Origin of the sequence: Avibacterium paragallinarum, assembly GCF_011765605.1 — a bacterium.
Taxonomy (GTDB): Bacteria; Pseudomonadota; Gammaproteobacteria; order Enterobacterales; family Pasteurellaceae; genus Avibacterium; species Avibacterium paragallinarum.
This window is the reverse complement of record NZ_CP050316.1, coordinates 1,660,594-1,676,334: the sequence shown is the minus strand read 5'-3', so window position 1 is coordinate 1,676,334 and position 15,741 is coordinate 1,660,594. Positions and strand designations below refer to the sequence as shown.

Genomic DNA, 15,741 nt, shown 5'->3' with positions numbered 1-15,741 from the left:
TGACAATGAATAATTTAGATCGCTTACAGCGTAAAATCGGCTATCAATTCCAAGAAATAAAATGGCTAAAGCAAGCCCTCACTCACCGCAGTGCGGCGAAAAACCATAATGAACGCTTGGAATTTTTAGGTGATGCCATTTTAAACTACACCATTGCTGATGCCTTGTATCAGCAATTCCCTAAATGTAACGAGGGCGAGCTAAGCCGAATGCGTGCTACCCTTGTGCGTGAACCCACCCTTGCTCAGCTTGCCAGAGCTTTCGAGCTTGGCGACTATATGCTACTTGGACAAGGAGAACTCAAAAGTGGCGGTTTTCGCCGTGAGTCCATTCTTGCCGACTGTGTGGAAGCCATCATTGGAGCGATCTCATTAGATCGCGATCTGCCTACCAGTACCGCCGTTGTTCGCAACTGGTATCAAACCCTACTCAGCCAAATTAAACCGGGTGAAAATCAAAAAGATCCGAAAACCCGTTTACAAGAATATTTGCAAGGTGCTCGCCTCCCTCTCCCAAGCTATGAAGTGATAAACATCAAGGGGGAAGCCCATAATCAAATCTTCACCGTAGAATGTCGTGTGGAAAACATCAAAAAAATTGACCGCACTTTTATCGGCGTAGGCTCAAGCCGCCGCAAAGCGGAACAAGCCGCCGCAGAACAAATTTTAAAACTATTGGATATCAAATGACAGAACATCAAGATCACGAAACCTATTGTGGATTTATCGCCATCGTTGGCCGCCCGAATGTGGGAAAATCCACCTTACTCAATAAAATTCTTGGACAAAAAATTTCTATTACTTCCAGAAAAGCCCAAACCACCCGCCACCGTATTGTCGGCATTCAAACTGAAGGGGCTTACCAAGCTATTTATGTGGATACGCCAGGGCTACACATTGAAGAAAAGCGGGCGATCAACCGCCTAATGAACCGAGCGGCAAGCAGTGCGATTGGTGATGTTGATCTCATCATTTTTGTGGTTGATGGCACACATTGGAATGAAGATGATGAAATGGTGCTAAATAAACTTCGCCGAGCCAAAGCCCCTGTAGTTCTAGCAATTAACAAAATTGATAATATTAAAGACAAAGAAGCACTTTTGCCGTTCATCACTGAAATTAGCCAAAAATTTGAGTTTAAAGCCATCGTCCCAATTTCTGCACAGCGTGGAAATAACGTTCAAGAACTGGAAAAAATCGTGCGTCAATCCTTGCGTAAAGGCGTGCATCATTTCCCTGAAGATTACGTTACCGACCGTTCACAACGCTTTATGGCATCGGAAATCATTCGCGAAAAATTAATGCGTTTTATGGGCGAAGAGCTTCCTTATTCGGTTACCGTAGAAATTGAACAATTTAAAACCAACGAACGTGGCACTTATGAAATCAACGGCTTAATCCTCGTTGAACGCGAAGGGCAGAAAAAAATGGTCATCGGTCATCAAGGACAAAAAATCAAAGTCATCGGCACAGAAGCCCGTGCCGATATGGAACGCCTCTTTGATAACAAAGTCCACCTCGAACTTTGGGTTAAAGTCAAATCTGGCTGGGCTGACGATGAAAGGGGTTTGCGTAGTTTAGGGTATATGGACGATTAGGCTAACGTACCTATATGTAAGTACGAAACTTAAACCATGTATTTGTACCGTGTTTCGTAAGGACATCTCGTTTGGTTTTGGAGATAAACAATGATATTGCTAAATCAATTTCACTTTCATATAAGGCGTTGCTTCTAAGGCAGTGCAAGCAGTACGGTGAGGCGAAGTAACGCCGTAGGAAAGTGAAAGAGTTTAGCGATATTTTGGAAACTTTCATACCTATCTAATAATAACGAAGCTGTTTGGTTACAACCAGGTACGAATTTCAAGAAGTTTCTCATTGTTCCTAAAATCCGCTATAATTAGGTTATTTTAAAAAGCACTTCATTTTACACCGCACTTTATTTTCGCGTTGTACAAAAAAACGATTTAAACAGAGGTTTTTTATGACAACTCCCGTAGTTGCCCTTGTGGGTCGCCCAAATGTGGGGAAATCCACCTTATTCAATCGCCTTACCCGAACCCGAGATGCCCTTGTTGCCGACTTTCCTGGCTTAACCCGCGATCGCAAATATGGTCAAGCACATATTGCTGGCTATGATTTTATTGTCATTGACACCGGCGGGATTGACGGCTCCGAAGAGGGGGTAGAAGAAAAAATGGCAGAGCAATCTTTGCTTGCCATTGAAGAAGCGGACATCGTGTTATTCCTTGTGGATGCTCGTGCTGGGCTAACTTCCGCAGATATTGGCATCGCTCAATATTTACGCCAACGCCAGCATAAAACCACCGTATTGGTCGCAAACAAAACGGACGGCATTGATGCAGATTCCCACTGTGCCGAATTTTACCAACTTGGTTTAGGGGAAATCGTGCAAATTGCAGCTTCTCAAGGGCGTGGTGTGAATGCGTTAATGGAGCAGGTATTAGCTCCACTCGCAGAACTGCAAGCCGTTGAGTCAGAAAATGAAAGTGCGGTGCAAAATCACGATGAAAATTCGCAAGATGAATGGGATCACGAGTTTGATTTCAACAACGAAGAAGACATTCAACTTTTAGACGAAGCTCTTGCGGAAGAAGAAAGTGAGCAAGAGCAAAATATCAAAATCGCCATTGTGGGGCGACCAAATGTTGGCAAATCTACCCTCACTAACCGCATTTTGGGCGAAGAACGCGTGGTGGTTTACGATCTCCCTGGTACAACGCGTGATAGCATTGCCATTCCAATGGAACGTGATGGTCAGCACTATACCATCATCGACACCGCAGGCGTGCGTAAGCGTGGCAAAGTGCATTTGACGGTGGAAAAATTCTCCGTTATCAAAACATTACAAGCCATTCAAGAAGCCAATGTGGTATTACTCACAATTGATGCCCGCGAGGGAATTTCCGATCAAGATCTCTCGCTCTTAGGCTTTATTTTGAACGCTGGACGTTCTTTAGTGATCGTGGTGAACAAGTGGGACGGCTTAGATCAAGACGTGAAAGATCGCGTTAAATCAGAATTAGATCGTCGTTTAGACTTCATTGATTTTGCTCGCGTGCATTTTATCTCGGCATTACACGGCAGTGGTGTAGGCAATCTATTTGATTCAATCAAAGAAGCCTATGCTTGTGCGACGCAAAAAATGACAACCTCATTGCTCACCCGCATTTTGCAGATGGCAACGGACGAACATCAACCTCCAATGATGAGCGGTCGCCGAATTAAACTGAAATATGCTCACCCAGGTGGCTACAACCCGCCAATTATTGTGGTACATGGCAACCAAATCGACCGCCTGCCCGATAGCTACAAGCGTTACCTATCCAACTACTACCGCCGTAGTTTAAAAATTATCGGCTCGCCAATCCGCTTGCTTTTCCAAGAGGGAAGCAACCCATTTGCTGGCAAACGCAACAAACTCACCCCAAACCAACTGCGTAAACGCAAGCGTTTGATGAAGTTTATTAAGAAATCGAAAAAATAATTCAACATAAATCTATTGGTTTAGTCCTTTGATTGTAATCAAAAACCCAGCATTTGCTGGGTTTTATGATTTTATGGATACATATTTTTTAATATCTACGATTTGATACACGCTTATCACATTGAAAACCATCTTTGACGCTTTGCAGGAGAAACATTTTAAATAAATCCATTTCTTGTTTTTTTCTTCTTCAAATGTCAAACTTACCCATCTCCGCCACATTAAGGAAACCACTATGGCTCGAAAAATAACAAAAAAAACCACCGCACTTTCTGATCCAAATTATCAGCAAGAACTCAAAAAATATGGAAATCCCGTGCCAAGCCGTGAGTTTATTCTTAGTATTATCCGCGATCACAACGCCCCGATGTCCAAAGAAGAACTCCTCTCCGCTTTAGACATTCGCGATGAGGAGCGGCAAGAAGCAATGCGTCGCCGATTGAGAGCGATGGAAAATGACGGGCAGCTCATTTTTACCAAACGCAAACGGTATGCCTTGCCAGAAAAATTAGATTTGCTGAAAGGAAGTGTCATCGGGCATAAAGACGGTTATGGTTTTCTCCAAGTGGAGGGGGCGAAACAAGATTGGTTTATCCCAAATGCACAAATGCGTCAAGTAATGCACGGTGATTATGTGCTGGCTCAGCCCAATGGTTTTGATCGAAAAGGTCGCCAAGAAGTGCGAATCGTGCGTTTATTGGAGGGGCGTAAAAAACATATTGTCGGTCGTTTCTTTTTGGAAGAAGGGATCGGCTATGTTGTGCCTGATGACAGCCGTATCCATCAAGATATTTTGATCCCCAATGAACATCGACACGGGGCAAGAATGGGGCAAGTGGTCGTGGTGGAACTCAAGCCCCGCACCGCAATGTTCACGCGTCCAGTAGGAATGATTATTGAAGTACTCGGCGAAAATATGGCAAAAGGAATGGAAACGGAAATCGCCATTCGCAATCACGATATTCCTCACGTTTTCCCAAGTGCGGTGCAAAAACAAGCCAAAAAATTTACCGAAGAAGTGCCTGAAGTGGCGAAAAAAGGGCGGGTGGATTTACGCCAACTTCCTTTAGTCACCATTGATGGTGAAGATGCACGAGATTTTGATGACGCGGTGTATTGCGAACGCACCAGCAAAGGGGGCTGGAAGCTTTGGGTTGCCATTGCCGATGTGAGCTATTATGTTCGGCTACGCACCGCCTTAGATAATGAAGCCTATAATCGCGGCAATTCCGTCTATTTCCCTACGCGAGTTGTGCCGATGCTGCCTGAAGTGTTATCCAATGGCTTATGCTCGCTCAATCCCCAAGTGGATCGCCTTTGTATGGTGTGCGAGCTTTCGATTTCTGCCAAAGGAAAAATGACGGGCTACCAATTTTATGAAGCGGTGATGAACTCCCACGCCCGCCTCACTTACACCAAAGTGGCAGCCATTTTAGCTGGCGATGACGAACTGCAACAGCGTTATGCCCCGCTCGTACCGCATTTGCAAGAACTCCATCAGCTTTATCAAGCCCTCGTGAACGCCCGCCAACAACGCGGAGCGATCGACTTTGAAACCATTGAGAGTAAATTTATTTTTAATGAAATGGGGCGGATTGAACGCATTGAACCGGTGGTTCGCAATGATGCCCATAAAATCATCGAAGAATGTATGATTTTAGCCAACATCGCCGCGGCAAATTTTATGGAAACCCACAACGAACCTGCGTTATACCGTGTTCACGCCACGCCAAGTGAAGAAAAACTCAGTGCTTTCCGTGCTTACCTCGCAGAGCAAGGGTTAAGTTTAGGCGGTGGTGCGAAACCAAGCACAGAAGATTATGCCAAGTTACTGGCACAAGTGAAAGAACGTTCCGATCACGAGCTGATTCAAACAATGCTTCTGCGTTCGCTCAGTCAAGCCATTTATTCCGCCGACAACATCGGACATTTTGGTTTAGCCCTTACGCAATACGCCCATTTTACCTCCCCAATTCGCCGCTATCCCGATTTAACCTTACATCGTGGAATCAAATACTTACTGGCTAAATTGCAAGGCTCAAAACGCAAAACCACCGATTCAGGCGGTTATCATTATAGCCTTGAAGAAATGGACACGCTTGGCGAACATTGTTCAATGACCGAACGCCGAGCCGACGATGCAACGCGAGAAGTGGCAGATTGGCTCAAATGTGAATATATGCAAGATCACGTTGGCGAAGAATTTACGGGCGTGATTTCTGCCGTAACAGGCTTTGGCTTATTTGTGCGTTTAGATGATTTGTTCATTGACGGGCTTGTGCATATATCGACTTTGGATAATGATTATTACCAATTTGATGTAAACCGCCAGCAGCTAATCGGTGAAAACAGCGGACGGATTTATCGTTTAGGCGATAAAGTGGAAGTGCGTGTAGAAGCCGTTAGCCTTGAACAACGGCAAGTGGATTTCTCACTTATCCGCACTGAACGCAAGCCACGACGCGAAGGCAAAACCGCCAAGGATAAAGCGAAAAAAAGCTTCCGCTATGCTGAAAGTGCGAAAAAACAAAAAGAGAAGTCTGCCACTCAATCAACGAAAAAAGCGAAAAACAAAAGTGCGGTGAAAAAATCAGAAATTTCTGCTAAGAAAAATAAGCGTAAATCGCACCGCACTTAGTTAAAACGCACTTGCGAAAAACTGGCGGAAGGACGGTAAACAAGCGTATAATTCCGCCTTATTTTAGGTATCAATTAAAGGATAACAATGTCTGAAAATATCTATGGAATCCACGCGGTTAATGCGTTTTTGGCAAATGCACCTGAACGCTTGATTGAGGTTTATGTGCTAAAAGGACGTGAAGATAAACGCTTACAGCCTGTTCTCAATACGCTTTATCAGCTTGGCATTTCCGTGCAATTTCTTAACCGCGAAACGCTGGATAAAAAAGCCAATGGCGAAGTGCATCAAGGCATCATTGCCCGCGTGCAACCTGCCAAAGAATTAAATGAAAATGATCTGGATCGCATTTTACGCGATCAGCAAAATCCTCTTGTATTGGTGCTAGATGGCGTTACCGATCCGCATAATCTGGGGGCCTGTTTGCGTACCGCCGATGCGGCTGGCGTGTGTGCGGTGATCGTGCCAAAAGATAAATCGGCACAGCTTAATGCCACCGCACGCAAAGTGGCGTGTGGGGCGGCGGAAGTCGTGCCACTTATTCGCGTAACCAACTTAGCACGCACGCTTCGCGATTTGCAACAAAGCTATAATATGTGGGTTATCGGCACAGCAGGCGAAGCCACAGAAACCCTTTATCAAGCCCAATTAACGGGGGCATTGGCCTTAGTAATGGGCGCTGAGGGGAACGGAATGCGACGCTTAACCCGTGAAACCTGCGACCAATTAGTTAGCATACCAATGGCGGGATCGGTTTCTTCCCTGAATGTTTCCGTTGCTACTGGCGTGTGTTTATTTGAAATTGCAAGACAGCGTCTAATGGAATAAAGTCATTTTCTCATCAATATAGTCTCTTTAGTTTTTCAAAATAGCTTGTAAAAACGTAATGAAAAAGTTGATGACTGACTTTATTGATGAGAATTTCCAAAAGGTGGCTTTGCGAACCACACCACGACAAAAAGTAACATAAACATCACACCTGATAGCCAAAAAATTTCATTTGCCCCGATAATGAAGCCCTGGGCGGTAATGTTTCTTGCTAAAGACATTGACGTTTGCGTATCGCTCAAGCCAAGCTGTGCCATTGTTTCGTAATAGGCTTGTGCATTGGGATTATAAGGATTAATTGCTTCAGTAAATTGAGTATGGTGCATTGCTTCACGGTTATACCATAAAAAGGTGGTGAGCGATGTACCGATTGAGCCAGCTAGGGTTCGCAGAAAGTTAAATAAACTTGAAGCAGATGCCATTTTCTCTGCGGGTAAACCTGATAGTGTAATGGTCGTTAGTGGCATAAAGAAGCAGGCTACGGCGATTCCTTGAATGAGCTGTGGCAATGCGACATCGGTGAAAGTCATTGCGGGTTCAAAGGTTACCGCTCGCCAATGGAAGGTGAGGGCATAGACCATAAAGCTGATGGTTACTAAAATTCGCATATCAATTTTATAGCCAAAACGCCCGATAATTGGCGATAGCAAAATCGGAAATAAGCCCACTGGGGCGGCGGCAAGCCCAGCCCAAGTTGCGGTGTAGCCGTAAACTTGCTGGAGCAATAGCGGAATGAGGACGACCGAGCCTAAATAAATCAGAAATGCCAAGCTGGTGCACAGGCAGCCCACACTGAAATTACGCGATTTGAATAGGGAAATATCTACTACGGGATTGTCGTCGGTGAGTTCCCAAATAATCAGGGCAACTAACGCGATTGCGGAAACTACTGTTAGCACCACAATTTCAGTGGAGTTAAACCAGTCTTGTTCACGCCCTTGATCGAGCATTAATTGCAAGCAGCCCACGCCAATCACAAGCAATATTAAGCCAATAGTATCAATGGGTTGCTGAGAAATCTTGGTTTCCCGCTTACCTAAAATTTTCCAACTGAGGAAAATCACGCTCAGCCCGATAGGTACGTTAATAAAGAAAATCCAGCCCCAATGTAAATTATCACTGATCCAGCCGCCTAAAATCGGCCCAAAAATCGGGGCGACCACCACCGTCATCGACCAAAATGCCAGTGCCATACTCCGTCTTTCAGGCGGATAATTATTCAGTAATAAACTTTGCGAAAGGGGAATAATCGGCCCTGCCGCTAGCCCTTGAAAAATACGGCATAAAATCAGCATTTCCAAGCTATGGGAAATTCCACATAGCCACGAGGCAAGCACAAACAAGCCCGTTGCGATCAAAAACAACCGCACTTCGCCAAAACGTTTGGCAAGCCAGCCTGTGATGGGGATCGAAACCGCATTCGCCACGCCAAACGATGTGATCACCCAAGTGCCTTGACTGGAGGAAGCCCCAAGATCTCCCGCGATGGTTGGAATAGCAACGTTGGCGATGGTGGAATCCAGCACTTGCATAAAGGTTGCCAGAGATAACGCAATCGTCATTACGGCTAATGCTGCCCCTTGCACGGGTTTTTGTGTACTATTCATCGGCGTTATTGCTATTTTCTAGGATAATTTTTTCTGCTAATTCATTGACTGGGCGAAGGTCGTAATCCAATGTTTGTGTTTGATACAGCACGTCATTTGGACGCGGTTTACGTAGCACCTCCCCTTGCGTTTCAGCCACATTCACTTCCACATTGGCAGAAAGCCCAATCCGTAGCGGGTATTTTTTCATTTGTTCAGGATCGAGATCAATCCGCACTGGCACGCGTTGCACCACTTTGATCCAGTTTCCTGTAGCATTTTGTGCTGGCAGAAGAGAAAACGCACTCCCTGTTCCCATTTCAATCCCGCTCACTTTGCCATCAAATTTCACATCATCGCCATAAAGATCAAAAAACACTCTCACAGGCTGACCGATCCGCATTTTGCGTAACTGCGTTTCTTTGAAATTCGCATCAAGCCACATCTGTTGCGTAGAAACCACCGCCATCAGCGGGCTGCCCGCTGCCACTTTTTGCCCCACCTGCACGCTACGCCGTGCCACATAGCCCTCAACTGGGCTGAGGATTTGACTGCGTTGCAAATTTAACCAAGCTAGGGTTAAAGCACTCACTGCTTTTTTCACTTCGGGTTGCTCTCGCAACGGTAGCCCTTTTAGCAAGGCTTGATTTGCCGCAAGCTGATTTTGCGTGGCTTGCCAATCCGCTTCGGCAAGTGCCACCGCCTCTTTGGCGTGTTGCAAACTTTCTTTATCGATCGATCCCGTTTTTGCCAGTTGTTCACGGCGTTGCAAATCCCCTTTGGCTTTATTAAGTGCGGTCAGTTTTGCATTCAACATTGCTTGCAGTTGCTTCACCGTAAAGCCTAATTGCTCAATTTGACGCACGGCACTGGCGAGATTGTCCTGTGCTTGGGCAAAATTGAGCTTGAGATCCGTATCATCAAGCACCAGCAACACATCTCCCGCGTGGACAAAATCCATATTATCCACCTTGATTTGACGTACATTGCCGCTTATCTGTGCCGAGATCATCACCTGATTGCCTGCCACATAAGCATCTTCCGTTTCTTCATAATTTCGCACGAAGAAGAACCAATATAGCCCCGCAATAACGGCAAGGATTAACAAAATCGTAACAAAATAAGCCAAGGCTTTTTTGCGTTTTTTATTCGTTTTATGCTCAGTTTCTGTCATCATATTCACCATTAAAGATGTTCTAAACGCGTTACCAATTTCAGCAACAGTTGTTTCAATGTGATTTGTTCTTGCTCATCAAGGACGGAAAAAAGTTGCTCCACCTGTTTCCACTGATTTGGCAACAAGGTTTCTAAAAATTGTACCCCCTGCGGCGTTAATTTCAGTAAAAAACTTCGTCGATCGCCCGCAATCTCGCTTCGCTCCAACCATTGACGCTTCACCAATTCATCGGCAATTCGCGTTGCATTGGTTTTGGAATAACCGAAAATTTCACTTAATTTGCTCGGCTGCAAGGCGTGGTTCGGCTGGCAATACAGTACCACTAACGTCATAAACAGCGTATCGTTAAGCTGATAGGCTTTTAATAGCTGATTCCGTTTTTCCAAATAACGGCTGCTATTGTGCAACAACAAACGAGCCAGCAAAATTTGCTCCACTGGCATCGCGGGATTATTCTGGGCTGAATGACGAATCAGCCTTTCTTGTTCTGAAAAAGAGAGTGACATAATTGTTTTATCAAAGGGAGAAAGTAAACTGGTGAATAGTAACTCAGGTTACTATTTGAGTCAAAAAATACCGCACTTTAATTTTTACTCCGTTTGATTTCAACACCGCATCGCCCTGCTGTATTTGAAACCCGATTAAAGTGCGGTGTGATTTTGAGCCTGTTTTTTTGCAGGGAGATAAATTTTTAGAAATTTTGGGCGGGTGGCTGATATTTTTTATTTTCATAGGCTGAAATCATTCAGCCAATGGCAGGGGCGTATGGTTACGCCCCTGTGTTGAGGTTTTACTATTACACCGCCTTTTTGTTGTGTTAAATGGCGTTAATTTGAATTACTGTTTATGCAAAAACTCCACTGCTGTATCTGGGAAGTCGGTGAAGATACCCGTTGCTCCAGCGTGGTTGAGTAAGGCATCGTACATTTGGTTTACGTTGTTGAAAAATGCGGGCAAGGCATCTTTGCGGACGGTGTAAGGGTGTAGCTCCATTTGGTATTTTTTCAATTCTTGCACCAGTGGGGTGTAAACCACCTTATCTTTGGTGGAGTTTTCTTGAGCGATAAGCATATACCAGCCCGGGCCTACGCCATCAGCATATTTTGCCACTTCTGCCATTGCTCCCTCTTTAAACATCCAACCATAGTCATAGTTCACCCAGTCGCCTTGCGGATTTTTTTCTTCCGTTTCGTGCCAATCGGTGTAGGCGATGAGCTGGACTAATTTGAGATCCATTCCTAGGCTTAGCATTAGTTCGGTTTTAATCCGTTTAAGTTCATTAAAGTCAAAGATTTGCAGGTAAACACGGTCGGATTTTTGCGTATAGCCGTATTTTTTCAGCACATTCAATAAAGAAAAAGGAGAATGGGCATAGTCCCATCTCCTTTTATTTCTAATTTTCAATATATGGATGATACTAGCTGTTTACTCTACTTTATATGCCTTAAACAGACGTATTAATATGCCATTCTACCATTTAAATCCAATACTAACCGTTCCTCCCATATCGCCATTACTCGTACTCATACCAGAAAGACGAAAGCCAATTCTACCGTTATCAGACAATTTGGAAAAACCAAGTGCAATTGCATTTTCTCCTTTGAAGGTAGAAGAACTAACCGAAATGACGGCTTCTCCGGCTTGTGTGGACTGTAGCAAACCTGCTGTTGCCATTGCTCCAGCAATACCACTTCTAGATTCTTTTCTTACGCCCTCAATATTACGCTCTAAATTTTCCATTTGGCGAACTGTTACCGCATCACTTGGTGCTACGCCATCTTTTAAATTGGTGATTCGAGTCCCTCCCATATCAATGGCTTTTTCACTGCCTTGATATTCTGGTTGATGCACTAAGCCTATGCTAGTTTGATGTTCTCCAGTTTTAAGCGTAATTTTTTCTACCGAAATTTCTTTGTTCAAAGATAATTTATAAACTGCTGCGTCTCCGCTATTAATGTCATCTTCAACAATAATATTTCCATCTTTGGATTTTACTTCCGTTTTAACTGCCTTAGCTTTAATTACACGAAGAGCTTCATCAATGTTATTTTTTCCTGTTCCACCAATTCCATCATCTTTATCCTTAAGCTCACCTGTCTCATTAAGTTCAGCACCGAGAATCTTCGCTAATTGCCCACCATTAATTGCCTGTTTGCTATCCTTTTCTATTTTCCCATCAGCAATATCAATAGTTGCTAATTGATCATTCTCAATCGTCTTATTCGTTAATTTTGTACTATCTTTTACAATTTTTATACCATTTGGTACAAGTGGCTCTGTGTTTTTTTCCTTAAAATCAACCTCACCATTGCTTTTAAGATGATAAAACTGATCTCCTACCAATACTAATGGTTTGCCATCTTTATCAATGTAAGTCATAGGAATCCCCTTTACATTAATGGTATAACTAAATACTCCACTTTCATTATCTTCTTTTTTGATTTCTGAAATTTCAATATTAGTTCCATTTTTCACTTTAAGAGTATTTCCTAACTTAAGCGTTTCTCCTTGTTGATTATTAGTTGCAAACTTCAAGCCTTTATCTAATTCTATCGCTTGATTTTTTATATTTTTAGCTACCTCATCTAATTGCTTTTTATTTACCGCATCAGAATCTTTTTCACCATCCGCAACGCCTGTGATCTTCGCGTTATTAACATTAATCCCTTCTTCTTCAAAAGAAATTATTTTATCGTTACCCGCAATACTTGTAATGTCTGTTAATTTATCAGCTAATGTAATATTAACCTTGCCCTCTTCTTCTACACTAGTGGTAATATTTTTATCGCCAACAAAATTCAATCCTTTTTCTAAGGACACACTTGGGGAATCTATATTTTTTTCTGTATCCCCCTCTGTTTTTTTATACCCCTCACCGTTAGCTTTATAGGTTAAATTTGGAGCGGTTTTAAGCATATCTTCAGTGATAATTTTAGATGCACTTTTATCATCGTTATTATCTTTATTCTTATTAAAAACAATATTCCCCTCATCATCGAGACCAAGATAACCCTTTTTATTATTGTCTTCCTCTCCTTTATTGAGTACTAAAGCATATAGGGAAGGCGTTCTCTTCATTTCAATACGAAGTATTCCCTCATCATTATGGGTAATTAAATTCTCGGCAGAATAAAGATCTTTTTTATATTTATGCACATCTTTACTTCCTTGAATATATACTGTACTCCCTAAGGAATAATGAATTGGATTATTCGTATCATTACCAACAAAATTTAATCCCGCGGAGGCAACAGTTTTTAGATCACTTAAAGTTACTGCCTGGCTTAGCCCTCTTTCGTTATTATTTGCTAATAACTTAGTAACTGCATCTGTACTTACTTTTTGTATAAGCTTCTCTCGTATTTTTGCTTTCTGCCCCTCATTAAGCTCTTGCAAATTATTATCCGTCTTTACTTGTTCCTCAGCCTGTTTAAGTTCTTCTTCTGTTGGGCTGCCAATAAGGTTGTGCTTCAAATTCCCCATTGATATTGGCTCAGTCGTCGAACCGTCAAGGTTCACCGTAGAAAGCATGGCTTCAGATTTTGGTATCTCCTTACTTTCTGCGGATGCTATATTTAATTCAGATAACGTTTTTCCATCATTTTTTGCATCATCAGCAACCGTCCCATCTGCATTAACCTTACCTTTATCATACCACTTACCGTCTTTAGCTTTTGCCTTATCGGAAACCAAAGAATCACTGTAATATTTACCTCCCTCTTCTAAGAGCCTATTTCCATCTTTGTCAGTAGGAACAACCGTAGAAGGTTTTTTGGCAGTATCTAGAACCTGAGCAATAGCCTTTTTAATATTTTTTTCATCCGTTCCCCCTATTCCTTCACTATTTTCAGTCAGCTCTATCGAACCATCTGGCTTTAATTGAAAACTTGGTCCTAAAACCGTTGAAAGAGATGTTGCGACATTATGCAAAATCAGATTTGTCGCATAGAGTTGAGAGCCATTAATCGCGTCAGTGGATGAGGCAGAAATTGTTCCTGCAGCAACGCCTTGAACCAAACGTTGTAAGTTATCATTTCCAACAGTTACAATACTGCTCGGGTTCGAGCCAGCAAATGTACCAAATTCTAATTTTATTCCATCCTTACCTAATGAAACTTTATCATATAATGTTTCCAAATTTCGGCTACCTGAGTTATCCCCATCGCCACTTACTTTTCTACTGGTGTTACCTAAATAAACGGAATTTTTAAGTGCCGCCGTTACCCCGCTGCCGAAAACAAAAATATTAGAATCTGATACAGTATTATTATTCCCTATCGCGAAACTATTGGTATTTGAATCTGATATCGTAGCATTAGGCGTTGAACCTCTGGTAAGAGCAGGAGCCTTACCAATCGTATTATTATTCCCAAAAGAATAAGAATTGCTAAAATACACCGCACTTGGATCTCCAAATGCTCCAGAATTTTCCCCTGATACAGTTAGGCGATATCCCAGAGCAATCGCATTTGTTCCATTCACTGAATTTGAATTCCCAATACCGATCGCATTAGAACCTGCTACCGTATTTTTTCCGCCTATTGCGATCGCACCTGATGAACTTTCTGCGATTGTACTATTAGCCCCTAATGCGAGACTGTTTGCTGAACGAGAACGTGCTGCATAGCCTGCTACGATACTATTTTCCGCACCAGCATAGGCATATTTACCTAACGCAAGAGAACGAGAAGCACCATTTTTCACATAAGCATAACTTCCCATCGCGATACCATCTATCGCATCAGAAATTGCACTATATCCTTCTGCAATACTATTTTCTTGTAATGCAAATGCGTAACGTCCAAGAGCAATCGCATTAGATGAGTTCTGATTTTTCTTCGTTTTTTTAATATCAACATTCTTCCCATTCTTAGCCAACGTTAAATAAGCACTATCTTCAGACTCATAAAAAGAACCATCTACAGTCTTCACCCCTTCTTTTAATACATTAACGATAGCAGAAGCGGCATTATTTAACTGTGTCGCATTATTATCATCAGTCGAAGCATTTCCCAATGCTTCCATTTTAGTTCGAATATCATTTATTTTAGCTAAGCTAGTTCCAGCAGAAGATCCGTAACCAAAAGCCAGAGTCCCCTCACCAACTGCCTTGGCATAAGTACCATAAGCAAATGCCCCTTCTGCACTCGCTTCTGTCATAGGACCAATAGCTGTTGCTCCACTAGAAAATACACGAGCTTCATTCCCAATCGCCGTACTCCCATTTGCATCACTCGAAACAAAGGCTCGGGTTCCTAATGCTGTTGAACCTGGGGCCAATGCAAACGACAATGTCCCTATCGCTGTAGATACATCTCCTCCCGCAACAGAACGCATACCAAGAGCAATCGCTGCCGTCCCCGCAGCGTATGTAGGTGAATATATCCTAAGATCAATGTTATCCGATTTAATATATGTTTTAGTAAATTTCTCTTCTGTAAGAAACCCTTTTTCCCAAATATTGGCATAAGTTGTTTGAATCGTCGCCTCCGGCAACCTATCACAATAGGTACAATTATCCTGCGGAGGCCAATCAAAGCTTTGCGTTAAATCATCGCCACCAATCGCAATAGAGCCACTTCCTGCAGCAAAAACATTGGCACCAACAGCAACAGATTGTTCATTAGCCCCTGCCTCATTACCAATCACTACAGCTTGATCCCCTTTAGATGTCGTATCATTTCCGATAACTACCGAACGTGTTTCCTGTGTAGCAGTAGCCTTATCACCTATTTTGATATTCTGCCATTCTGGACCTTTACCATATACTGATGGGATATTTAGAGAGATAAGAGAGACAAGAAAAAGAAGAAGATATGAAGAAAAAGGAAAGTTAGTATTTACCCCCCCCCCGCATATTATCAATTTTCGAGCAAAGGTAGGTTTTAAATTATTCACATACGAATGAGTGCGATTCATTTTTATATCCTCATTAACTGCTCGCTTTAGATCTACAAAAAAGCGAACATTACTCTAAAGCCAAATGATTATTTATAAGTCTTTTT

At 42.8% G+C, this 15,741-nt stretch carries 9 protein-coding genes and 1 pseudogene; 5 read left to right on the top strand and 5 right to left on the bottom strand.

The window, feature by feature from the left end; translation table 11 throughout:
• Nucleotides 1–5: 5 nt before the first annotated feature.
• The 5 genes from rnc to rlmB all read left to right on the top strand — a co-directional run bounded on the left by rnc (nucleotide 6) and on the right by rlmB (nucleotide 6,973).
• Nucleotides 6–689: a ribonuclease III gene (rnc, locus tag HBL79_RS08035; protein WP_035685617.1), complete on the top strand. Its 684-nt coding sequence runs from the start codon at nucleotides 6–8 to the stop codon at nucleotides 687–689.
• On the top strand, nucleotides 686–1,597 hold the full coding sequence (gene era / locus HBL79_RS08030) for a GTPase Era (protein ID WP_035685358.1): 912 nt from the start codon (nucleotides 686–688) through the stop codon (nucleotides 1,595–1,597). Before rnc ends, era begins: the two co-directional genes overlap by 4 nt.
• Nucleotides 1,598–1,983: 386 nt before the next feature.
• Nucleotides 1,984–3,507 carry a ribosome biogenesis GTPase Der gene (der, locus tag HBL79_RS08025; protein WP_035685355.1) on the top strand — a complete coding sequence of 508 codons (1,524 nt, stop codon included), beginning with the start codon at nucleotides 1,984–1,986 and terminating at the stop codon, nucleotides 3,505–3,507.
• A 235-nt stretch (nucleotides 3,508–3,742) separates the two neighbouring features.
• Nucleotides 3,743–6,145, top strand: coding sequence for a ribonuclease R (gene rnr, locus HBL79_RS08020; protein ID WP_035685352.1), 2,403 nt, complete (start codon nucleotides 3,743–3,745; stop codon nucleotides 6,143–6,145).
• 87 nt (nucleotides 6,146–6,232) lie between these two features.
• On the top strand, nucleotides 6,233–6,973 hold the full coding sequence (gene rlmB, locus HBL79_RS08015; RefSeq protein WP_035685349.1) for a 23S rRNA (guanosine(2251)-2'-O)-methyltransferase RlmB: 741 nt from the start codon (nucleotides 6,233–6,235) through the stop codon (nucleotides 6,971–6,973).
• A gap of 80 nt (nucleotides 6,974–7,053) precedes the next feature.
• On the opposite strand, the gene HBL79_RS08010 is transcribed toward rlmB, so the two are convergent.
• The 5 genes and pseudogenes from HBL79_RS08010 to HBL79_RS07990 all read right to left on the bottom strand — a co-directional run bounded on the left by HBL79_RS08010 (nucleotide 7,054) and on the right by HBL79_RS07990 (nucleotide 15,655).
• Complete coding sequence (locus HBL79_RS08010) at nucleotides 7,054–8,580, bottom strand: DHA2 family efflux MFS transporter permease subunit (protein WP_035685346.1); 1,527 nt, start codon at nucleotides 8,578–8,580, stop codon at nucleotides 7,054–7,056.
• The gene (locus HBL79_RS08005; RefSeq protein WP_035685343.1) at nucleotides 8,573–9,745 is read right to left on the bottom strand and encodes an EmrA/EmrK family multidrug efflux transporter periplasmic adaptor subunit; all 1,173 of its coding nucleotides are present in this window, start codon (nucleotides 9,743–9,745) and stop codon (nucleotides 8,573–8,575) included. Before HBL79_RS08005 ends, HBL79_RS08010 begins: the two co-directional genes overlap by 8 nt.
• A complete protein-coding gene (gene mprA / locus HBL79_RS08000; RefSeq protein WP_035685340.1) occupies nucleotides 9,745–10,242 on the bottom strand; it encodes a transcriptional repressor MprA in 498 nt (165 codons plus the stop codon). Before mprA ends, HBL79_RS08005 begins: the two co-directional genes overlap by 1 nt.
• A gap of 331 nt (nucleotides 10,243–10,573) precedes the next feature.
• A pseudogene (glpQ, locus tag HBL79_RS07995) lies at nucleotides 10,574–11,086 on the bottom strand (glycerophosphodiester phosphodiesterase); the annotation flags it as partial.
• Nucleotides 11,087–11,206: 120 nt separating this feature from the next.
• On the bottom strand, nucleotides 11,207–15,655 hold the full coding sequence (locus HBL79_RS07990; RefSeq protein WP_167316919.1) for a YadA-like family protein: 4,449 nt from the start codon (nucleotides 15,653–15,655) through the stop codon (nucleotides 11,207–11,209).
• Nucleotides 15,656–15,741 lie beyond the last annotated feature (86 nt).

Coding starts and splice junctions, on each gene's coding strand:
- rnc (WP_035685617.1), top strand. CDS start 6: ATGAATAATTTAGATCGCTTACAGCGTAAAATCGGCTATCAATTCCAA.
- era (WP_035685358.1), top strand. CDS start 686: ATGACAGAACATCAAGATCACGAAACCTATTGTGGATTTATCGCCATC.
- der (WP_035685355.1), top strand. CDS start 1,984: ATGACAACTCCCGTAGTTGCCCTTGTGGGTCGCCCAAATGTGGGGAAA.
- rnr (WP_035685352.1), top strand. CDS start 3,743: ATGGCTCGAAAAATAACAAAAAAAACCACCGCACTTTCTGATCCAAAT.
- rlmB (WP_035685349.1), top strand. CDS start 6,233: ATGTCTGAAAATATCTATGGAATCCACGCGGTTAATGCGTTTTTGGCA.
- HBL79_RS08010 (WP_035685346.1), bottom strand. CDS start 8,580: ATGAATAGTACACAAAAACCCGTGCAAGGGGCAGCATTAGCCGTAATG.
- HBL79_RS08005 (WP_035685343.1), bottom strand. CDS start 9,745: ATGGTGAATATGATGACAGAAACTGAGCATAAAACGAATAAAAAACGC.
- mprA (WP_035685340.1), bottom strand. CDS start 10,242: ATGTCACTCTCTTTTTCAGAACAAGAAAGGCTGATTCGTCATTCAGCC.
- HBL79_RS07990 (WP_167316919.1), bottom strand. CDS start 15,655: ATGAATCGCACTCATTCGTATGTGAATAATTTAAAACCTACCTTTGCT.